We start from the raw sequence: 20,727 nt of genomic DNA, 5'->3' as shown, positions 1-20,727 counted from the left end.
CAATAGTAGGATAGCTTTTGTTTTAGGAGGAATTAGATGGGCAACGGAAATGACAAGCGCAGCCGTTTTGAAATGCTGGTCAGTCAAGCAAGTGTACCGGCTGAAATCATACATTCCTATTTCGCCGCCTGTACGATCGAACAAGTCGAGGTCAGCCGTTCCAATCGCGAATGGCTGTTTCATTTACAGAACGAAACGCTCGTTCCCCACGATATATACCGCTCGTTTACGGGATTGATTCGCGACAAGCTGGCGCATATCGCTGAGATTCGCTTTGTGATGCACTATAGCGAGCCGATTGGAAGCCCGGAAATCGCGGAACAATATTGGGGAATGCTGATCGAGTGGATGCAGCAAAATGCCGGTTCCTTTAACGGCTGGTTGTCCAAAGCGAAGGTGGATGCGGAGGGTTCCCTATTAACCCTTAAGCTGCTCGATGCCGTTGGGCTGGAGTTGGCGCGCAAGAAGCAGCTGGATCAGTGGATCCGGCGTTTCTACGTGGAGCATTTTGGACGAGAGTTCGACGTGAAGCTGACGGTTAACGAATCGAGTACCGAAGAATACGAGAAGTTCGCCCAAAAAATCGTTGAGGAAGAACGGACCGTTACACAAGAGATCGTCACATCGATCGAGAAGGAAGCGGAATCCGAGCTGGTCTCTGACGCGGAATTGAAGCTGATGATCGGTTACGAGATTAAAGAACCGCCTGTGCCGATCCAGACCATCAGAGAAGAAGAGAAGAAGACGACGATCCAGGGTATGGTGTTCGGCTTTGAAATGAAAGAACTGCGGAACGGTTCGACGCTTTTTCAATTCAGTATAACGGATTATACGGATTCGATCATGATCAAGGCCTTCGCGCGAACGAAGGATGACGTGAAAGTATACAGTCTGATCAGCAACGGCAAGTGGCTGAAGCTGCGCGGTAAAGTCGAATATGACCGGTTCATGCAGCCGCCAGAGCTCATGATGATACCGTCCGACGTCGTGGAAGTCATGCCGCCGAAGGAAAGAACCGATACTGCGGAGGTTAAGCGGGTTGAGTTCCATCTCCATTCGACCATGAGCACGATGGACGCCGTGACGCCGATCGACCAATATATTAAAACCGCGGCGAAGTGGGGACATAAGGCGATCGCCATTACCGATCACAGCGGCGTTCAATCATTTCCGGAGGCCGGCAAGGCCGCGAAGAAGCACGGCATTAAAATGTTGTACGGCGTTGAGGCTAACGTAGTGAACGATGCGGTGCCGATCGTACTCCAGGAACGCGAGATGGCATTGGCGGATGCGACTTACGTCGTTTTTGACGTCGAGACGACCGGATTGTCCGTCATCAACAACAAAATTATCGAGCTTGCCGGCGTGAAGATGCAGGACGGCAAGGAAATCGACCGGTTTGCCACATTTATCGACCCGCACGAGAAAATTCCTTACCATATCAGCCAATTGACGAATATTACGGACGAAATGGTTAGAGGCGCTCCCGAACTGGATGTAATGCTGCCGAAGTTCATCGAGTTTATCGGGGATTCGGTGCTTGTCGCGCATAACGCCAAGTTCGATATGGGATTTATTCAAGCGAACCTGAAACGATTGGGGCTGCCGGAATGCCCGAATCCCGCTCTCGATACGCTGGAGCTTGCCAGGCTGCTGTTCCCGTCTATGAAAAACCACCGGCTCAATACGCTGTCGGATAAATTCAAAGTAAGCCTGGAAAACCATCACCGCGCCATCGACGATTCCATCGCGCTCGGACAGGTGCTTTTCCATCTGATCAAAGAAGCTTCCGATCGGGGGATTACGGAGCTTCACAGACTGAACGACTATGTCGGGAAAGACTTGAGCAACACGCGGCCGTTCCATTGCTGTATTTATGCTCGTACGCAAGAGGGTAAAAAGAACTTATACAAACTCATATCGATGTCTCATACCCAACATTATCACCGGGTTGCCTGTATCCCCAAAAGCAAGCTTGCCGAGATGCGCGAAGGCTTGCTGGTCATTTCGGGCTGCGAGAAGGGCGAGTTTTTTGAAGCGGTGCTGAATAAGTCGATGGAGGAAGCCGAGCAGGTAGCCGATTTCTACGACGTACTCGAAATCCAGCCGGTCGATCTGTATATGCATTTGGTGGAGAAGGGGCTTGTGGGCAGCGAAGAGGAAATCAAGCAAGCGCTGAACCGCGTATGCGATATCGCCTACAAACAGAATAAAATGGTCATCGCTACGGGCAATGTGCATTATTTGCACCCGCACGAGAAATTGCACCGGGACATTACGATTCATGGAATTACGGGCTTCAGTCCGCTCAAGGATCAACGCAAGCCTGACGTCCATTTCCGTACGACGGACGAAATGCTGCGCGAGTTTAAGTTTCTGGGCGAGACGAAGGCGTTCGAAGTGGTTGTCAAAAACACGAATGATCTTGCCGACCAGTTCGAAGAGATTCAGCTGTTCCCTAAGAAGGGCGGGCCGACGGACAATGGCCTGTTCTCGCCGATCTTCGAAGGAGCGGATGAAGAGATTCGCGACACCTGCTACAAAACCGCGGTCAGCATGTACGGCGAGCCACTGCCTGAGCTGATCGTCGCGCGGTTGGAGAAAGAGCTGAAACCGATTATCCAATTCGGGTTCTCCGCCAACTATCTCATTTCGGAAAAGCTGGTTAAAAAATCGAACGCGGACGGTTATCTTGTCGGCTCGCGGGGATCGGTCGGCTCTTCTTTCGTTGCGACGATGCTGGGCATTTCCGAGGTTAATCCGCTTCCGCCGCATTATTTGTGCTTATCGTGTCAATACAGCGAGTTTTTCACGGACGGCAGCATTGGCTCCGGTTTCGATCTTGTCAATAAGGTGTGCCCGAACTGCGGCGAGAAGCTGAAGGGCGAAGGCCAGGACATTCCGTTTGAAACCTTCCTTGGTTTCAAAGGCGATAAGGTTCCCGATATCGACTTGAACTTTTCCGGAGAATACCAGCCGGAGGCGCATAACTATACGAAGGTGCTTTTCGGGGAGAAAAGCGTGTTTCGCGCAGGTACGATCGGTACCGTTGCTGAGAAAACGGCGTTCGGCTTCGTTAAAAAGTTCGAGGAAGAGAAGGGCAAGAGCTGGCGGATGGCCGAAGTGAACCGGCTGGCTCTAGGCTGTACCGGCGTTAAGCGCAGTACGGGACAGCATCCCGGCGGTATCGTTGTCGTGCCGGATTATATCGATGTGGAAGACATCACGCCGGTGCAATTCCCTGCGGACGACCAGAGCTCGGAGTGGAAAACGACCCATTTCGATTACCATGCCTTCGACGAGAACCTGCTCAAGCTCGATATACTCGGACACGACGATCCGACGATGATGCGTATGCTGCAGGACTTGACGGATCTCGATCCGACCACGATTCCGATGAACGATGCGAAGACGATGAGCATTTTCAGCTCGACCGATGCGCTTGGCGTATCGCCGGAGCAAATCCGGACACCTGTTGCAACCTACGGTGTGCCCGAGATGGGAACGAAATTCGTACGCCAAATGCTCGAGGAAACGAAGCCGCAAACGTTCGCCGACCTTCTGCAAATTTCAGGATTGTCCCATGGTACAGGCGTTTGGCTAGGCAATGCGCAGGAGCTAATCCGCAAAGGCACGTGTACGATCAAAACCGTTATCGGCTGCCGGGATGACATCATGCTTTTCCTGATTTATAAGGCGGGCATGGATGCCGGACTTGCGTTCAAAATTACCGAGAGCGTACGGAAAGGGAAGGGGCTCACGCCGGAGTGGAAGGACGATATGAAGAAGCATAATGTGCCTGCCTGGTACATCGAGTCCTGCGAGCGGATCGAATACATGTTTCCGCGCGCGCATGCTTCGGCTTATGTCATTTCTGCCGTCCGTACCGCCTTCTTCAAGGTGTATTACCCGCTCCAGTACTACGCTACTTACTTTACCGTCCGCGCGTCCGATTTCGATGTGGAGCTGTTCTGCCAAGGGTACGATGCGATCTTGCGTAAACTGATCGAGATCGAGGAGAAGGGCTTCCAGGCCACCACAAAGGAAAAGGGTATGATTTCGATTTTGGAAATGGCGCTGGAAATGACGGCCCGGGGATTTACTTTCAAACCGATCAACCTGTACAAATCGCATGCGAGCAAGTTTTTGCTGGAAGGCGATTCGCTCCTCCCGCCGTTCTCGGCGATTCAAGGGATCGGCGACAATGCCGCCAAGCAGATTGCCGCCGCCAAGGACGACGGCGACTTCCTGTCGATTGAGGACTTCCAGCAGAGGTCGAAAGCATCGAAAACGATCGTGGAAATTTTGAACGGGATGGGCTGCTTTAGGGGATTGCCGGAGTCGAACCAGTTGTCGTTATTCTAAAAGCGTTCCGGTGCTCTGGAATGGAGTAGTGGTGCAAAGGTTAGCTTGAGGAGACGAAACACAATTGAATTCTTGAATTTGGTCACCTGCAGGAGGTTTCGCACATGCCGCTCGGAAACAAAATCGGCGAAGGCAATACGGCGGAAGTTTATGCTCGGGACGAAGGCACGGTTACTAAACTGTTTCGGAGCTTTATGCCCAAAGCCTACGCGGAGCATGAGTGGTCTGTTAGCCGTGCGGTGGCTGCAGGCGGACTGCCGGTACCTAAGGTGTACGGTATGGTTGAAGTGGATGGAAGGTTTGGGGTTGTTTATGAGCGAGTCGGCGCTCCCAGCATGATGGAACGATTGTTTTGCGATCCCGAACAAGCGGAGGAACACGGACGTCTTATGGCCGGCTTGCATGCGGCAATGCATAGGCAGGACCAGGTATCCGGATTGCCGGTTCAAAGGCCCGCACTCGAACGGGCGATCCGCCATGCGCCTCTGTTGACGGAAGAAGAGAAGACGGAAATAGCCGCTAAGCTCAATCAATTGCCGGATGGCTCCTTCGTCTGTCATGGCGATTTTCATCCGGGCAATATTTTGCTGAGTGATAATGGGGCAGTTGTCATTGATTGGAGCAGCGGCGTTTCCGGCAATCCGCTGGCCGATGTTATGCGAACCCGGATGATGCTTATGCACGCCGTCTTGCCTCCCGAAATACCCGAGCCCGGGAGGCTTCGTTTTGAAGAGCTAAGAAAGAAGCTTAATGAAGCGTATCTGGATTCCTATATTCTGCTGACTGGCGTTTCTCAAGGGCGGATCGAAGAGTGGGAACTTCCTGTGGCCGCAGCCAGATTGGTCGAAGGGGTACCGGATCTGGAGAAGCGGCTGCTGGTCGCTCGGATCAGGTCAATACTGAGCGAGGAGCTTTAACTACGCCTTGCACACCAGGCATAAAGGCTATTCGTTAAGCGGTTTTGCGCTTTCATTTTGTTTTCATGGCCTATTGTATTTGTTTAAATGACTATGCTATAATATTTTTGGTAATCATCTTGATAGGTGTGCGTATCCGAGAGTGGGGAAACCCACTCTTTACATTTTGTATTGGGCTGTTTGCGGTTATGGACGGTCGGAAGTAAGACAGAAAGGGGGCAATATCATGAGTTCGCAGGTAAAAGCTTTAGTGGAGCCGATGCTTGTACCGTTTCTGGAAGAGAGCGGCTTCGAGCTTGTCGACATTGAATATGTGAAGGAAGGAAGCAATTGGTTTCTTCGCGTATATGTGGATAAAGAAGGCGGGATCGATATCGACGATTGCGGGCGGGTCAGCGAGTTTCTTAGCGGCAAGCTGGACGAAGAGGATCCGATTCCGAATGCTTACTTTCTCGAAGTGTCTTCGCCGGGAGCGGAACGTCCGCTTCGTAAGCCGGAGGATTACCGGAAGGCGGTCGACAAACATGTGTTCGTCACTACATACGAGCCGGTTGGCGGTCTGAAGGAATTCGAGGGCAAGCTGCTTGCATACGACGAAGAGAAGCTTTCGATCCAAATCGGCAAGAAGCAAGTGGAACTGCCGGCCGAGAAGGTAGCAAGCGCCAGACTGGCAATCGTATTCTAAGCACCATGACAGCTGCAGGCAGTACAGGGCGGTTTCGTTTGCATCGACAAACGGAACCGTTCGCATCATTTCCTTAAGAATCGATGTTTACTAATTGAAAGGGGGAGCTTCAGGCAAATGAACACTGATTTTATAGATGCGTTGCATGAGATTGAATCAACCAAAGGGATTAGCAAGGATATTTTGATTGAAGCGATCGAGGCGGCACTCATTTCCAGCTACAAAAGAAATTTCAACACGGCGCAAAACGTACGGGTCGATGTAAACCGTCATACCGGTGTTATCAAGGTGTATGCGCGTAAAAATGTCGTCGACGAGGTGCTTGATCCGCGTTTGGAAATTTCGATCGACGCAGCGCGCGAAATCAACTTGAATTATCAGCTCGACGATATCGTCGAGATCGAGGTGACGCCGCGGGACTTCGGACGTATTGCGGCTCAAACCGCCAAGCAGGTCGTTACGCAGCGCATTCGCGAGGCGGAGCGGGGACTGATCTACAATGCCTTTATCGAGAAAGAAGAAGACATCGTAACAGGTATCGTACAGCGTCAAGATACGCGTAACGTCTATGTCGATCTCGGCAAAGTAGAGGCGGTACTTCCTCTGGCGGAACTGATGCCTACCGAGAAATTCAAGCACGCAGACCGCATCAAGGCATACATTACTAAGGTTGATAATACCCCGAAAGGGCCGCAAATCATTTTGTCGCGGACACATCCCGGCTTGTTGAAAAGGTTGTTCGAGCTCGAGGTTCCGGAAATTTTCGACGGTGTGGTCGAAATTCGTTCCGTAGCCCGCGAGGCGGGGTTCCGTTCCAAAATCGCGGTTCATTCCCGCAACGCCGAAGTAGATCCGGTCGGCTCGTGCGTAGGGCAGAAGGGATTGCGCGTGCAAACGATCGTATCGGAGCTGAAGGGCGAGAAAATCGATATCGTCCGATGGTCCGAAAGCGTCGAGGAATATGTGGCGAATGCGCTGAGTCCGTCCAAAGTGCTCGAAGTGAACGTGTTCGAATCGGAGAAAATGTGCCGCGTCATCGTTCCCGATTATCAGCTTTCGCTTGCAATCGGCATTAAAGGCCAAAATGCCCGTCTCGCGGCGAAGTTGACCGGCTGGAAGATCGACATCAAGAGCGAAACGCAGGCCGAGCAAGAATTCGGAAGGCCAAAAGATACATCTGAAGAGATGCGCCAGGATTCGGTCAGCATCGACTGAACGTATCGAATCAAAGTCTTGTAAGTGCGGGAGAAGCGCCCGTTCGTACACGTTTTGAAAAATGCCGTTGACCGACAAGCTTTGCTTGCGGCCTTAACAGGATTGGTGATAGAGCGATGAGAACGAAAAAAGTACCGCTTCGCAAATGTGTAGCTTGTCAGGAAATGATGCCTAAAAAAGAATTGATCAGAGTCGTCCGGACGCCGGATGAGCAAATTTTGATCGATTTGAGCGGCAAAAAATCGGGTCGCGGCGCTTATTTGTGCGGCAAGGTATCCTGTTTTAAGCTCGCCAAAAAAAGCAAGGCGCTGGATCGGGCCTTGAAGCAAACCGTCAGTAATGACATTTACGATCAGCTCGCTAACGATTTCGTTAAGGTGGAAGACGAATTTTTAGCGGCCAAAGAATCGGAGAATGATGATGAAGAATAAGGTGTTCTCGAATCTTGGGCTGGCCATGCGCGCCGGGAAAGTCGTGACCGGCGACGAAAGCGTGCTTGACGCGGTAAGATCGGGAGAGGCGAAGCTGGTCGTCGTGGCTGAGGACGCATCGGATAACACACGCAAGAAGATCTCGGATAAATGTTCGTTTTATGAAGTGCCGCTAATCGTATATGGCAGCCGGAACGAGCTGGGGGCGAGCTTAGGCAAACCCGAGCGCGTCGTCATGGCGGTTACCGATGCTGGCTTTGCCAAGCTGATCGGTAGCCGGATTCACGATAATACCGAGTGAAGCGGGGGGCGGAGTCGGTTATGCGAGCGGACGCTGCAGGTTGGAGACGTTGTGTTTCTTTGAAGTGGACGATGCCGCGTATGAGAGCGGTGGAAAGTATGTAAGTGTGTGGAAAATCTTCGGAGGTGGAACAATTTGAGTAAACAAGACAACAAGGATAATAAAGATAAGCTTCGCGTATATGAATATGCCAAGTCGCTGAACATGAGCAGCAAAGAGATTATTACGATTTTGAAGCGTACCGGCATTGAAGTCAACAACCATATGAGCGTCATGGAAAATTCGGCTGTCGAATCGGTCGAGAAGTTTTTCCGCGATGTAAAAGCGAACGCCGCTGCCAAACGGGCGGCAAGCGACCGGGGCGGCGCGCCGGCCGGTCAGTCGGCTCCTTCGCAAGCCAAGCCGCAACAGCAAGGGCAAGGGCAACCGCAGCAGCGTCCGCAAGGACAAGCGCAAAGCCAGCGTCCTGCAAACGCTCAAGGTTCCGGGCAAGAGCGGCCGCAAGCCAGCCAGCAAGAGCAGCGCCAGCCTCAGCAATCGGCACAGGTGCATGCGGCAGGTCAGTCTCAGCAGCAAGCGCAAAGCGAGCCGGCACAATCGCAAGCTCAGGCGCCTCAGCAAAGCCAAAGCCAAAGCCAGTCCTCGCAGCCGCAAGGACAACGTCCGCAAGGCAGCGGTCAGGATCGGCCGCAAGGCAATCGCGATCAACGCAGCGGTTACGGCGGCGGCCAAGGCCAGCGCCGTGAATACAGCGGCGGACAGGGTGGTCAAGGCCAGGGCCAGCGCTATAGCGGCGGACAGGGAGGCCAAGGCGGCCAAGGCCAGCGCTACAGCGGCGGTCAAGGTGGCCAAGGCGGCGGTCAAGGCCAACGCTACGGCAGCGGTCAAGGCGGTCAAGGTGGAGGCCAACGCTACAGCGGCGGTCAAGGCGGCCAAGGCGGCGGTCAAGGCCAACGCTACGGCAGCGGTCAGGGTGGTCAAGGCGGCCAAGGCGGAGGCCAACGCTACAGCGGCGGTCAAGGCGGACAGGGCGGTCAAGGCCAAGGACAACGCTATAGCGGCGGACAGGGAGGCCAAGGCGGTCAAGGCGGACCTCGCCGCGATTTCGGCGGCGGTCAAAGTCAAGGCGGAGGCCAAGGCGGCTTCCAACGCCGTCCCGATCAAAACCGTCCGGCTGGAGGCGCCGGCGGCGCTCGTCCTGCAATGGGCGGCAGCGCAGCGCAATCCTCGCAGCCGCAGCGTCAGCAAAATAACCGTTTCGACAGCAGCCGTCCCGAAAACCGGGGCCCGAACCGTTCTACGCGTCCGACCTTCGTGCCGAGCGCGCAAGTTGGCGATCATGACGATGTGACCATCGGCAAAACGCAAAGAAAAACGAAGCCTACGCAAACTCGCTTCGATGACAATAAATCCAAAGGCGGACAGGGCAAAAACCGTTACGGTGCCAAAGGCCGTCAGCAACAGACGCAAGTAAGAAAAGAGAAAGTCGACAACACACCGAAAAAAGTAATCGTCCGCGATAAAACGATGACGGTCGGCGAAGTGGCGAAGCTTCTTCATAAAGACGTCTCGGAAGTGATCAAAAAGCTTCTGCTTATGGGCGTCATGGCGACAATCAACCAAGAGGTCGACATCGATACGATCCAACTCATCGCAACGGAGTTCGGCGTCGAGGAAGTCGAAGTCAAGCTGCCGGTCGACGAGGAAAACTTCGAGTTGATCGAAGAGAAAGACGAAGAAGCCGATCTCATCGAGCGTCCGCCGGTCGTCACGATCATGGGCCACGTCGATCACGGTAAAACGACGCTGCTTGATGCCATTCGTTCGACGAACGTAACAGCAGGCGAAGCGGGCGGCATTACACAGCATATCGGTGCTTACCAAGTTGAAATCAACGGCAAGAAAATTACGTTCCTCGATACGCCGGGTCACGAAGCGTTTACGTCCATGCGTGCTCGCGGAGCCCAAGTAACCGATATTACGATTATCGTCGTTGCTGCCGATGACGGCGTCATGCCGCAAACGGTCGAGGCGATCAACCATGCCAAAGCGGCTAACGTGCCGATTATTATTGCCGTTAACAAAATCGATAAAGAAGGCGCGAATCCGGATCGCATCAAGCAAGAGCTTACCGAGTATGAGCTCGTGCCGGAAGAGTGGGGCGGCGATACGATTTTCGTCAACCTGTCGGCCAAACAGCGCACCAACCTGGAACAGCTGCTTGAGATGATTTTGCTCGTATCGGAAGTGCAAGAGCTGAAAGCAAATCCGAACAAACGTGCGCGCGGTACCGTTATCGAAGCCGAGCTCGACAAAGGCAAAGGCCCTGTCGCCCGCGTACTCATCCAACACGGAACGCTTCGCGTCGGAGACAGCTTCGTAGCCGGCGTCAACTTCGGACGCGTGCGTGCGATGGTGAATGATAAAGGCAAGAAGCTTAAGGAAGCTCCGCCTTCGACTCCGGTCGAAATTACCGGTCTGACGGAAGTGCCGCAAGCCGGCGATCCGTTCATGGTGTATGAAGACGAGCGCAAAGCGAGAGAAGTCGCAGAAATGCGTTCGATTACGCTCCGTCAATCCGAAATGGGTGCGAACTCCCGCGTAACGCTGGAAGACCTGTACAAAAACATCAAAGAAGGCGAAATCAAAGACTTGAACGTCATTATCAAAGCTGACGTACAAGGCTCCGTCGAGGCGCTGAAAGGCTCGCTCGCCAAAATCGAAGTCGAAGGCGCGCGCGTTAAAATCATCCACATGGGGGCCGGCGCGATTACCGAATCGGATATCATTTTGGCATCGGCTTCCAATGCGATTATCATCGGCTTCAACGTTCGCCCGGAACCGCGCGTGACGGAGATTGCCGAGCAGGAAAAAGTCGACATTCGTCTGCACCGCGTGATTTACAGCGTAATCGAAGAGATCGAAGCGGCTATGAAAGGCATGCTTGATCCGGTTTATAAAGAAAACATTATCGGCCATGCCGAAATCCGCAACACGTTCAAAGTGACCAAAGTTGGCGTCATTGCCGGTTGTATGGTCATTGACGGTAAAATTCAACGCAACGCCGAAGCCCGGCTTATCCGCGGCGGCATCGTGGTTTATGAAGGCAAGCTTGATTCCCTCAAACGGTTCAAGGACGATGCGAAAGAAGTTGCGCAAGGGTACGAATGCGGGATTACACTCGAGCGTTTCAATGACCTTAAAGAAGGGGATATTATTGAAGCGTTCGTCATGGAAACCGTCGAGAGGTGATACTAGATGGCAAAAGTTCGTACCGGAAGAGTCGGCGAGCAGATCAAGAAAGAACTCACGACCATTCTTCAAACGGAGTTTAAAGATCCCCGCGTCGGGTTTTTAACGATCACGGGCGTGGAAGCGACGAATGATTTGTCGCAGGCGAAAGTATATTTGAGCGTTTTCGGTACCGATGAGCAGAAAGAGAGCACGCTTAAAGCGCTGGCTAGCGGAACGGGCTTTATCCGCAAAGAGCTTGGCAAGCGGATTCGTCTGCGCGTCGTACCGGAATTGATTTTCAAGTTCGACACGTCGATCGAATACGGAAGCCGTATCGAATCGTTGTTAGGAAAGCTGAACGAGGAGAAGCCAGAAGCATGACGACTGCGCCGACCTCCTACGAAAGCCAATTGTCGAAGGCGGCCGCTTTCATTCGCGAGCATGACGATTTCCTGGTGGTGTCCCATCTGAATCCGGATGGCGATGCCGCCAGCTCGACGCTCGCCGTCGGCTGGATGCTGGAGAGGCTGAACAAAACGTTCGTGATGATCAACGAATCGCCGGTTCCTCAAAAGTTTGACTGCTTGTGGGGGTACGGTCGTATCGTGGATTACTCGGATGCTAAGCCGGAACGGACGTTCCGGACGATCATCAGCGTGGACTGTGCGGATTTCCCCAGGATCGGCGATGTAAGCAATCTCTTCGAAGAGGGATTCGAATTGCTTAATATTGACCATCATCCGACGAATGACGGCTTCGGTTCCGTGCAGTTGATCAGACCGGATGCCGCAGCAACGGCCGAAATTTTGTATGATGTAGCGGTTAGTCTCGGCATGCAGTGGGACGAGCCTCTGTGCAGATGCATTTATACCGGCATGCTGACGGATACGGGCGGATTCCGCTATTCCAATACGTCACCGAACGTCATGCGAATTGCGGCGGAGATGATCCAGCATGGCGTCAAGGGTTATGAATTAGCCGAGCGCTTCCTGGAAAATCTTACGTTTGCTCAAGTTCTGTTGCTGAGGAAGGCGTTAAGTACCCTTTCGTTCGCGAACGACCGGCAAATCGCATGGGTTTCCGTGTCTCTTGACGACATGTCGGAGGCGGGAGCCACCAAGGAGGATTCCGAGGGGCTTGTCAACTACCCGCGCAATATCGAGGGCGTAGAAGTCGGCATTCTTTTCCGGCAAGCGAACGAGCATACCGTGAAGGTAAGTTTACGGTCGGCAAGCCGGGTCGACGTATCGGCAATCGCGCAATCATTTGGCGGAGGCGGCCATGTTCGGGCTTCGGGCTGTACGGTCGAAGGAACGATCGAACAGGTGATCGCACGTGTGGTCAAGGAAGTGGGTCAGGTGCTGGGATGAGTTTGGAAGGCGTATTGCCGGTTTGGAAGCCGGTGGATTTTACATCGCATGACGTGGTTGCAAAAGTTCGCAGAATCGTCGGCGTGAAGAGGATCGGGCATACAGGAACGCTCGATCCGAAGGTGACGGGCGTGCTGCCGCTCTGCATAGGCAGAGCGACGCGCGTCGTCGAGTACATACAGGATCTGCCGAAGCAGTACGAGGCTACGCTAACCGTCGGCTATTCTACGGATACGGAAGATGCGACCGGTCAAGTCATTGCGGAAGCGGAGCACGTTCAGGTTACCGCCGAGCAGGTCGAGCGTGCCATTCGATCGTTCGTCGGCGTCATCAGTCAAGTGCCTCCTATGTATTCGGCGGTCAAGGTTGACGGTAAGCGTCTTTATGAGCTTGCCCGGCAAGGCAAGGAAGTGGAGCGCAAAGCTCGCCGTGTGGAAATATACGGAATCGACCTGTTGTCGGTCGATTTGCAGAAGCGCTATCCGGAAATCAAGTTCCGCGTCGATTGCTCGAAGGGGACGTACATTCGTACCTTGTGCACCGATATCGGAACGGCGCTGGGCTATCCGGCCGTCATGTCGAATCTGATTCGTACGGCAACGGGTTCGATGACGAGGGAGCAGTGTCTGACTTTGGAAGAGGTTGAACGCTTGGCCAAAGAAGGCATGCTTCAGCTGAAGCTGATCGACACGGCTGCCGCCATCCCGCATGTGCCTGCTTTATACGTTTCCATGAAAGAAGCGGCCGATGCGCTGCAGGGCAAAAAGGTTCGATTGTCGGGCCCTCCCGCTGCGGCACCCGCCGACCATTTATTTCGGCTCTTTGCGCCGGACGAAACGTTTCTGGGCATTTTTCGCTATGAACCCGAAACGGGGATCATTCGCCCGGAGAAAGTGTTTTCCGAGGCAGGTAAATCTTCAGAGTAAGACGTTAACGAACGGGAAGATCGGCTCAAGCTCGCCCTGATCGGGCAGCTCGTTCTCTTGCCTTTCGGACATAGGACAGGTGAGAATTGCATGAACGTTTATACGTTATCATACCCATTCGAACTTCCGGCAAGCGCGGTACCGGAAGCGCAGGTTCTGGCCCTTGGCGATTTCGACGGCATTCACCTCGGACACCAGGAGGTCATCCGGCGAGCGATCGGCACAGCGCAAAAGTTGAACATACCCGCATCGATCATGACGTTCGATCCCCATCCGCGCGTCATATTGGGTCACAGCAAGTATGAGCAATCGCTAACGCCGCTTGACGATAAGCTGGCTCTCATGGAGAAGCTTGGAGTCGCTTCCGTGTATATCGTCCGTTTTGACTCGGCTTTTTCGAAGCTGTCTCCGGAAGCGTTCGTCGATCAGGTTTTGTGCCGGCTAGCCGTCCAAACGGTAGTCGTCGGCTTCGATTTTCGTTTCGGTCATCAAGGCGAAGGCACCGCGGATTCGCTCGGCTTGCTCGGCAAAGGCCGTTTTGCCGTAGAAGTTGTCCGGCCTTTTCATATGGATGGCGACAAGGTGAGCAGTACGCTGGTTCGCGAATTTTTGCAGGATGGCGATACGCTTCGTGCCGAACAGCTGATGGGCAGGCTCTATACGATTAAGGGGACGGTCGTCGAGGGGGACAAGCGAGGAAGGACAATCGGCTTTCCGACAGCGAATATCGATGCCAAAGACGCTTACGTCCTGCCCAAACGCGGCGTATATGCCGTTCGGGCGCAGCTTGGCTCCAGAAAGCTGGGGGGCGTCATGAATATCGGACTGAAACCGACGTTCGTTACGGGCGAGTTGAAGCCGACGATCGAGGTCCATCTCTTCGATTTTGACGAAACCATTTATGGCCGCGAGCTGACCGTGCAAGTTCTCGATTATTTGCGCGAGGAAGTGAAGTTCGGCTCGGTCGACGAACTCGTGCACCAAATTCAGCGCGATGCGCAGACGGCTAGAGAACGACTGGCTTCCCGTCACGAATAAGGGCAAACCCCGGGAACGGCTGTCATCATCTATTTTAAGAATACCGTTTTACTTTAGTCATTCATGTATGCTATACTGATTAACGGTCGCGGACAACGTAAGTTGTACCTGCTGACGAGAACCGCAGCTTGGATGCTCGTATCACCGACGATTTCTGGGCTGACGGCGATTTCATTGATTTGAGGAGGTGAATAGGATGGCACTTGCAGAAGGTCGTAAGCAGCAATTGATCTCGGAGCATAAGGTTCATGAAACCGATACAGGCTCCCCGGAAGTACAAATCGCTATTCTTACGGAAAACATTGTGAACCTTACTAACCACTTGCGGACGCACAAGAAGGATCATCATTCCCGTCGCGGTCTGCTTAAAATGGTCGGTCAGCGCCGCAAATTGCTCGCGTACTTGAAAAACAAGGACGTTAAACGTTACAGCGCACTTATCGAAAAGCTCGGTCTGCGCAGATAGTAAACGTTCGGAGAAGCAACCTTCGTTCTGCCGTATGGGCTAGCCTGTGCGGTCGGCGGGTTGCTTTTTCTTGCTTCTTAAAGAAGGATATCGTTCGTTAAATGCCCCACAAAGTATCGGAATATGCCGGAAAGGCTGAACGTCGATTTGCGGGGTTTATTTACACTCTTTTATTTGTTCAAAAAGAAGGAAATAATGTACAGTGTGCAGAAGTAAAATAAGGTTTGCAACTCGACTCATTTACCGGAAGAGAAGCTGCTTGCGTTCCCCAAAATGGCGGACAGGCACCCTGCCGGCAGCAGACTTATGAGGCACACGTAGAGGAGGGAAAACATTGGAGAAAAAAATTCAAATCGATTTGGCAGGACGTACGCTCACTCTAGAGACAGGTAGACTTGCCAAGCAAGCCAACGCAGCCGTTATGGCCAGATATGGCGATACGGCCGTGCTATGTACGGTAACCGCTTCGCCCGGTCCGAAAGATCTCGACTTTTTTCCGCTTACGGTTAACTATGAGGAAAGACTGTATGCCGTAGGCAAAATTCCCGGCGGCTATGTGAAGCGCGAAGGACGTCCGACGCAAAAAGCGATTTTGTCAAGCCGTCTGACCGACCGTCCGATTCGCCCGTTGTTTCCCGAGGGGTTCCGTAACGACGTTCAAATCGTCAATATCGTCATGAGCGTCGAGCAGGATTGCGCTCCCGAGATTGTTGCGATGATCGGCACATCGGCGGCACTAGCGCTTTCGGACGTCCCGTTCAACGGTCCGATCGGCGGCGTCATCGTCGGAAGAGTTGACGGTCAATTCGTGATCAATCCTACTGTCGAGCAAACCGAAAAGGGCGATTTATACCTCGTCGTGGCAGGGACGAAGGATGCGATCATGATGGTCGAAGCGGAAGCGCAGGAGCTTCCGGAAGAAGTCATGCTCGAAGCGATCATGTTCGGCCATGAAGAAATCAAGAAAATCGTCGGCGCTATCGATCAATTCGTAGCCGAGAACGGCAAGCCGAAGATGGAAGTGATCCTACATAGCGTAGACGAGACGGTGAACGAAGAAGTTCGCAGCTTTGCGGCTTCGCGGCTCGTTGAAGCGGTTCGCATCCCCGAGAAGCATGCCCGGCAAGACGCAATCGACGCCGTCAATGCCGAAACCGTGGCGCACTTCACAGAGCAGTATGCGGATGCGCCGGATAAGATAGACGACGTGAAAGAAGTGCTTTACGATATCGTGAAGGAAGAAGTTCGCCGCTTGATCACGCATGACAAAGTGCGCCCGGACGGCAGAACGCTTTCGGAAATTCGCCCGATCGAATGCGATACCGGCCTATTGGCAAGAACTCACGGTTCGGGATTGTTTACGCGCGGACAAACGCAAGCGCTCAGCATTTGTACGCTTGGCGCGCTCGGCGACGTTCAAATGCTTGACGGCCTGGATCTCGAAGAAACGAAGCGTTTCATGCACCATTACAATTTCCCGCCGTTCAGCGTAGGCGAAGCAAGACCGCTCCGCGCGCCAGGACGCCGCGAGATCGGCCATGGCGCATTAGGCGAGCGTGCTCTGCAAATGGTACTGCCGTCGGAAACAGAATTCCCGTATACGATTCGTCTCGTTTCCGAGGTGCTTGAATCGAACGGTTCCACGTCCCAGGCTAGTATTTGCGCAAGCACGATGGCAATGATGGATGCTGGCGTACCGATCAAGGCTCCGGTTGCCGGCGTTGCGATGGGCTTGATTAAAGATGGCGATCACGTTTCCATTTTGACGGACATTCAAGGGATGGAAGATCATCTCGGCGATATGGACTTCAAGGTGGCGGGAAGCGCCAAAGGCGTAACAGCCATTCAAATGGATATCAAAATCAACGGCATCGACCGGAACATTTTGTCCGAGGCGCTGACACAGGCACGCGAAGGGCGTATGTTCATTTTGGATAAAATGATGGCGCACATTGCGGAACCGAAAAAATCGCTGTCTCCATACGCTCCGAAAATTACGGTCATGCAAATCCACCCGGATAAAATCCGCGAAGTTATCGGCGCAGGCGGGAAGATCATCAACAAGATCATTGAGGAAACCGGCGTTAAGATCGATATCGAGCAGGACGGTAAAGTGTATATCGCATCCTCGAACGCAGAAGCGAACGAGCGCGCGAAACAAATTATCGAAGGGATCGTTCGGGAAGTCGTTATCGGCGAAACGTATCTCGGCACCGTTAAACGCATCGAGAAGTTCGGCGCATTCGTCGAAGTGCTTCCAGGAAAAGAGGGGCTTGTCCACATTTCCCAAATTTCGAATGAGCGCGTAGCGAAAGTGGAGGACGTGCTTAGCATCGGCGATCAAATTACGGTTAAAGTCACGGAAATCGACAACCAAGGCCGTGTTAACTTGTCCCGTAAGGCGACGTTGCCTCAGCAGCCTCAACAACAGCCACAGAAGCAGCAGTAAGAACAATTTCATCCTTCCACATAAAGAGTCAGAGCAGTCTGTCTCTTTTTTGTTTTGAGGTCGGCACCTTGTCCGTTTTCTTGTCATCTTCGGCGATAATAAGCGGAATCTGGAAGGCGATCTCGACGGGATCTGGTCTATGCAGATAGACAAGCGCATATGAATGGGACAAAGAAGCATCTTAATGGAGACGGCCAATTGGTTTCCGTCTCCAGCGGAACGGTCCGGGACGTATGTGCTTGCGGCCGCCTGCTTTGGCCGATCGTATCCTCAGCGTGGAATGGAGAGTTGACATTAACATGAATCGAATCGTTCTAGCGCTCGGCGCAGTGGGAGCGGCCATCTGTATCTCTGTGCTTGGTAAGGCTGCGGGTATCGACGATTATATCCGCAATGTAAAGAAGCCGATAACGGATTTTGGCGCGGCTATGCCCGTTTTTGCGGCTGCTGCGACTTCCTTATCCGACAATGGCGAAGAGCAAAGGCTCTGGCTGGAATCAGTCAGGCAGGAGGCTGCGAGAAGGCGAATCGAGCCGATTGATGCCAAAGTAGACTCCGTCTGGAAGGCGGTACCCGGATATAACGGCCGGGAGGTTGATTTGGAAAGAACGCTCCAGCTGACGAAGCCGCTAACGCCGATCAAAGATATCCCTTTCGTTTACAAAGAGCTGGAACCGAAAGTATCCCTCGACGATTTGGGCGCGCAGCCGGTTTATAAAGGCAACCCCAAAAAACCGATGGTGTCGCTCATGATCAATGTCGCATGGGGGAATGAATTTATTCCTTCCATGATTGATATATTGAATAAAGAGAACGTTCATGCTACATTTTTCTTTGATGGATCGTGGCTTAAGAAAAATATTCCACTTGCTAAGGAAATCGGCTCGCATGGTCATGAGTTGTCCAACCATGCGTATTCGCACAAAAATATGAGCCGCCTCGGCCGGCAAGCGGCAACCGAGGAAATTACGAAAACGGAAGCGCTGCTGGAGAAGGAATTGGGCGTCAAAAACAAGCTTTTTGCTCCGCCTTCCGGCGACTTTAATGCGCAAACCGTGCAGATTGCTCATGAGCTGAAGCTGAGAACGGTGCTTTGGACCTTGGATACGGTGGATTGGAAAAATCCGCCGCCCGGGACGATTATTAGCAAGGTTGCCGCCAGACTGGAGCCGGGCTCGATGATCCTCATGCATCCGACGCAAGCGTCCAGTCAAGCGCTGGAATCGATCATCAAAGAAGTCAAACGTAAAGGATACGTGCTCGGAACGGTCAGCGAGCTGCTTTCCTCTTCACGCGTTCCGGACGTGCAACCGACTAGACTTCCGTAACATAGGCTATATGGCAAACAATCATTTGTGTCGCCCCGCATACAAACGAATAGGATCGATTGCATCTTCCGCAGCCGCGTTACGACACGCAGCGTACTTTACCTTATATACAAATCAATGAAGCTCGCTTTAGCTTGCGGAAACGTTTGTGGGGTTCACTTGGGGGGGACTTCCTTGATTAAGCATGAATTATCCAATGGGTTACGCGTCGTCTTAGAACAAATTCCGACTTGCCGTTCCGTATCGTTCGGCATTTGGGTAAAGGCCGGCTCCCGCAATGAAGCGGTCGAGCAGAACGGGATTACTCATTTTATCGAGCATATGCTGTTCAAAGGAACGGAGCGCTATAGCGCGAAGGACATTGCCGAAGTTTTCGACGGAATCGGCGGCAATGTCAATGCGTTTACGACCAAAGAGTACACTTGCTACTACGCCAAGGTGCTGGATGAACATCTGCCGATTGCCGTCGACGTGCTTGCCGATATGTTTTTCAACTCGCAAATGGATACGCAGGAACTAGACAAGGAACGCAACGTCATTCTCGAAGAGATTGCGATGTATGAGGATACGCCGGATGATTTGGTGCACGATTTGCTGGCGAAAGCGGCTTACGGGAATCACCCGCTCGGCATGACGATACTCGGTACGGAAGCCAACCTGCAGGCAATGAACTCCGAACGGCTAAAAGCCTATATGGCTGAGCACTATACGATCGAAAATACGGTTATAGCGGTTGCCGGCAACATCGATGACAGCATCTACGATCTGCTCGAAAAGCACTTCGGGCAGTTTGCGGCTACCGGTGCGCCCTTTGCATACAAGGAGCCGTCCTTTATCGGCGATTCGAAGTTTCATGCCAAGAAAACCGAACAAAACCATATTTGCTTGTCGCTTCCAGGCTGTTCGCTCAAAGACGATCATTTATATGCGATGATTTTGCTCAACAATACGATCGGCGGCGGCATGAGCTCGCGTCTGTTCCAGGAAATTCGCGAAAAGCGGGGGCTTGCGTACTCCGTGTATTCCTATCATTCCGCACATTTGGATAGCGGACTTTTTACGCTCTACACCGGTACGGCTCCTAAGCAAACGGAGGAAGTGCTTAAAGTCTCGATGGAAGTCATCGAAGAGATGATCGTGCACGGCATGACGGATTCGGAACTCCGCAAAGGTAAGGAGCAGTTGAAGGGCAGCCTGATTTTGAGTCTGGAGAGCACGAGCAGCCGGATGAACCGGTTAGGCAAAAACGAGCTGATGCTCGGCAAGCATTACACGCTTGACGAGACGATCGCGCGCATCGAAGCGGTTGAAATGGACCATATCCGCTCGCTCACCAAACAGTTGTTCGCCCAGCCTTTTGCGCTTGCCATGGTGGGTCAGAACGACGTCGCGATTCAACAATTCAGGAGGGATCAACTTGCTTCACACGGTACAGATCAAACGCCTTCCGGGCAATGAAGATATATCGCTTCCGCGCAAAATGTCGGAACTCGCGAGCGGCTTTGACTTATATGCAGCCGTAAACGAACCGTTTGTGCTGAATCCGGGAGAGCGCAGTCTGATTCCGACCGGGTTTGCCATGAGCATGCCGGCGGAGCTGGAGGCGCAAATACGGCCGCGCAGCGGTCTTGCTTTCAAGCACGGCATCACGGCGCTTAATTCGCCCGGGACGATCGATGCGGATTACCGCGGGGAAGTCAAGGTGCTGCTGATCAATCATGGGCAGGAAGCGTTCACGATCACTCGGAACGAACGGATCGCCCAGATGGTGTTTCAGCTTGTTCCGCAAATCGAGCTTACGGAAGTGCAAGAGCTTTCGGATACCGCACGCGGTGCCGGAGGCTTCGGGCATACCGGAACCTCCTAACAGAATAAGAAAGGCTTCGATCGTCGAGATCGGGGCCTTTTTTATTTTTTTAGCACCTCTAGGCTTTTCTATATGTCCGCCAGTTTTTGGAGCTCTGCCGGCGCCGATCGTCTTGCATCACGTCAGGAACCCATT

16 protein-coding genes are annotated in these 20,727 nt (G+C 53.0%); all 16 read left to right on the top strand.

What is annotated here, in order from left to right:
- Positions 1 to 36: 36 nt before the first annotated feature.
- The 16 genes from ACKGJP_RS21980 to dut all read left to right on the top strand — a co-directional run bounded on the left by ACKGJP_RS21980 (position 37) and on the right by dut (position 20,592).
- The gene (locus ACKGJP_RS21980; RefSeq protein ID WP_409340938.1) at positions 37 to 4,365 is read left to right on the top strand and encodes a PolC-type DNA polymerase III; all 4,329 of its coding nucleotides are present in this window, start codon (positions 37 to 39) and stop codon (positions 4,363 to 4,365) included.
- A gap of 104 nt (positions 4,366 to 4,469) precedes the next feature.
- On the top strand, positions 4,470 to 5,282 hold the full coding sequence (locus tag ACKGJP_RS21975; protein ID WP_409340937.1) for a phosphotransferase family protein: 813 nt from the start codon (positions 4,470 to 4,472) through the stop codon (positions 5,280 to 5,282).
- Between the two features lie 226 nt (positions 5,283 to 5,508).
- A complete protein-coding gene (rimP, locus tag ACKGJP_RS21970) occupies positions 5,509 to 5,967 on the top strand; it encodes a ribosome maturation factor RimP (RefSeq protein WP_409340936.1) in 459 nt (152 codons plus the stop codon).
- A 117-nt stretch (positions 5,968 to 6,084) separates the two neighbouring features.
- Complete coding sequence (nusA, locus tag ACKGJP_RS21965) at positions 6,085 to 7,182, top strand: transcription termination factor NusA (protein ID WP_409340935.1); 1,098 nt, start codon at positions 6,085 to 6,087, stop codon at positions 7,180 to 7,182.
- 116 nt (positions 7,183 to 7,298) lie between these two features.
- Positions 7,299 to 7,613, top strand: a complete 315-nt coding sequence (gene rnpM / locus ACKGJP_RS21960) for an RNase P modulator RnpM (RefSeq protein ID WP_409340934.1) — start codon at positions 7,299 to 7,301, stop codon at positions 7,611 to 7,613.
- Complete coding sequence (locus ACKGJP_RS21955; protein ID WP_409347229.1) at positions 7,600 to 7,914, top strand: YlxQ family RNA-binding protein; 315 nt, start codon at positions 7,600 to 7,602, stop codon at positions 7,912 to 7,914. The genes rnpM and ACKGJP_RS21955 overlap by 14 nt, the downstream gene beginning before the upstream one ends.
- Before the next feature lie 135 nt (positions 7,915 to 8,049).
- Complete coding sequence (gene infB / locus ACKGJP_RS21950) at positions 8,050 to 11,166, top strand: translation initiation factor IF-2 (RefSeq protein WP_409340933.1); 3,117 nt, start codon at positions 8,050 to 8,052, stop codon at positions 11,164 to 11,166.
- Positions 11,167 to 11,172: 6 nt separating this feature from the next.
- On the top strand, positions 11,173 to 11,529 hold the full coding sequence (gene rbfA, locus ACKGJP_RS21945; protein WP_409340932.1) for a 30S ribosome-binding factor RbfA: 357 nt from the start codon (positions 11,173 to 11,175) through the stop codon (positions 11,527 to 11,529).
- Complete coding sequence (locus ACKGJP_RS21940) at positions 11,526 to 12,518, top strand: DHH family phosphoesterase (protein WP_409340931.1); 993 nt, start codon at positions 11,526 to 11,528, stop codon at positions 12,516 to 12,518. Before rbfA ends, ACKGJP_RS21940 begins: the two co-directional genes overlap by 4 nt.
- Positions 12,515 to 13,444 (top strand): tRNA pseudouridine(55) synthase TruB, encoded by a 930-nt coding sequence (gene truB, locus ACKGJP_RS21935; protein WP_409340930.1) that lies wholly within the window; start codon positions 12,515 to 12,517, stop codon positions 13,442 to 13,444. The genes ACKGJP_RS21940 and truB overlap by 4 nt, the downstream gene beginning before the upstream one ends.
- A 90-nt stretch (positions 13,445 to 13,534) precedes the next feature.
- Positions 13,535 to 14,482 carry a bifunctional riboflavin kinase/FAD synthetase gene (locus ACKGJP_RS21930; RefSeq protein WP_409340929.1) on the top strand — a complete coding sequence of 316 codons (948 nt, stop codon included), beginning with the start codon at positions 13,535 to 13,537 and terminating at the stop codon, positions 14,480 to 14,482.
- Positions 14,483 to 14,678: 196 nt separating this feature from the next.
- Positions 14,679 to 14,948 (top strand): 30S ribosomal protein S15, encoded by a 270-nt coding sequence (gene rpsO / locus ACKGJP_RS21925; protein ID WP_113028866.1) that lies wholly within the window; start codon positions 14,679 to 14,681, stop codon positions 14,946 to 14,948.
- A 334-nt stretch (positions 14,949 to 15,282) separates the two neighbouring features.
- Positions 15,283 to 17,397, top strand: coding sequence for a polyribonucleotide nucleotidyltransferase (gene pnp / locus ACKGJP_RS21920; protein ID WP_409340928.1), 2,115 nt, complete (start codon positions 15,283 to 15,285; stop codon positions 17,395 to 17,397).
- A gap of 299 nt (positions 17,398 to 17,696) precedes the next feature.
- Positions 17,697 to 18,725 carry a polysaccharide deacetylase family protein gene (locus ACKGJP_RS21915; RefSeq protein WP_409340927.1) on the top strand — a complete coding sequence of 343 codons (1,029 nt, stop codon included), beginning with the start codon at positions 17,697 to 17,699 and terminating at the stop codon, positions 18,723 to 18,725.
- Positions 18,726 to 18,899: 174 nt separating this feature from the next.
- Positions 18,900 to 20,183, top strand: a complete 1,284-nt coding sequence (locus ACKGJP_RS21910) for a M16 family metallopeptidase (RefSeq protein ID WP_409340926.1) — start codon at positions 18,900 to 18,902, stop codon at positions 20,181 to 20,183.
- The gene (gene dut, locus ACKGJP_RS21905) at positions 20,143 to 20,592 is read left to right on the top strand and encodes a dUTP diphosphatase (RefSeq protein WP_409340925.1); all 450 of its coding nucleotides are present in this window, start codon (positions 20,143 to 20,145) and stop codon (positions 20,590 to 20,592) included. Before ACKGJP_RS21910 ends, dut begins: the two co-directional genes overlap by 41 nt.
- Positions 20,593 to 20,727 lie beyond the last annotated feature (135 nt).

It is taken from the genome of Paenibacillus litoralis (assembly GCF_046244365.1).
Classification (GTDB): domain Bacteria; phylum Bacillota; class Bacilli; order Paenibacillales; family NBRC-103111; genus Paenibacillus_V.
The sequence above is the reverse complement of the archived record's forward strand: the minus strand, read 5'-3'. Positions and strand labels throughout refer to the sequence as shown.

Bases quoted from the DNA above. Each gene is read 5' to 3' on its own strand.
- rpsO (WP_113028866.1), top strand. From the start codon at position 14,679: ATGGCACTTGCAGAAGGTCGTAAGCAGCAATTGATCTCGGAGCATAAG.
- rnpM (WP_409340934.1), top strand. From the start codon at position 7,299: ATGAGAACGAAAAAAGTACCGCTTCGCAAATGTGTAGCTTGTCAGGAA.
- rimP (WP_409340936.1), top strand. From the start codon at position 5,509: ATGAGTTCGCAGGTAAAAGCTTTAGTGGAGCCGATGCTTGTACCGTTT.
- rbfA (WP_409340932.1), top strand. From the start codon at position 11,173: ATGGCAAAAGTTCGTACCGGAAGAGTCGGCGAGCAGATCAAGAAAGAA.
- ACKGJP_RS21930 (WP_409340929.1), top strand. From the start codon at position 13,535: ATGAACGTTTATACGTTATCATACCCATTCGAACTTCCGGCAAGCGCG.
- nusA (WP_409340935.1), top strand. From the start codon at position 6,085: ATGAACACTGATTTTATAGATGCGTTGCATGAGATTGAATCAACCAAA.
- ACKGJP_RS21955 (WP_409347229.1), top strand. From the start codon at position 7,600: ATGATGAAGAATAAGGTGTTCTCGAATCTTGGGCTGGCCATGCGCGCC.
- ACKGJP_RS21940 (WP_409340931.1), top strand. From the start codon at position 11,526: ATGACGACTGCGCCGACCTCCTACGAAAGCCAATTGTCGAAGGCGGCC.
- ACKGJP_RS21980 (WP_409340938.1), top strand. From the start codon at position 37: ATGGGCAACGGAAATGACAAGCGCAGCCGTTTTGAAATGCTGGTCAGT.
- ACKGJP_RS21915 (WP_409340927.1), top strand. From the start codon at position 17,697: ATGAATCGAATCGTTCTAGCGCTCGGCGCAGTGGGAGCGGCCATCTGT.
- ACKGJP_RS21975 (WP_409340937.1), top strand. From the start codon at position 4,470: ATGCCGCTCGGAAACAAAATCGGCGAAGGCAATACGGCGGAAGTTTAT.
- truB (WP_409340930.1), top strand. From the start codon at position 12,515: ATGAGTTTGGAAGGCGTATTGCCGGTTTGGAAGCCGGTGGATTTTACA.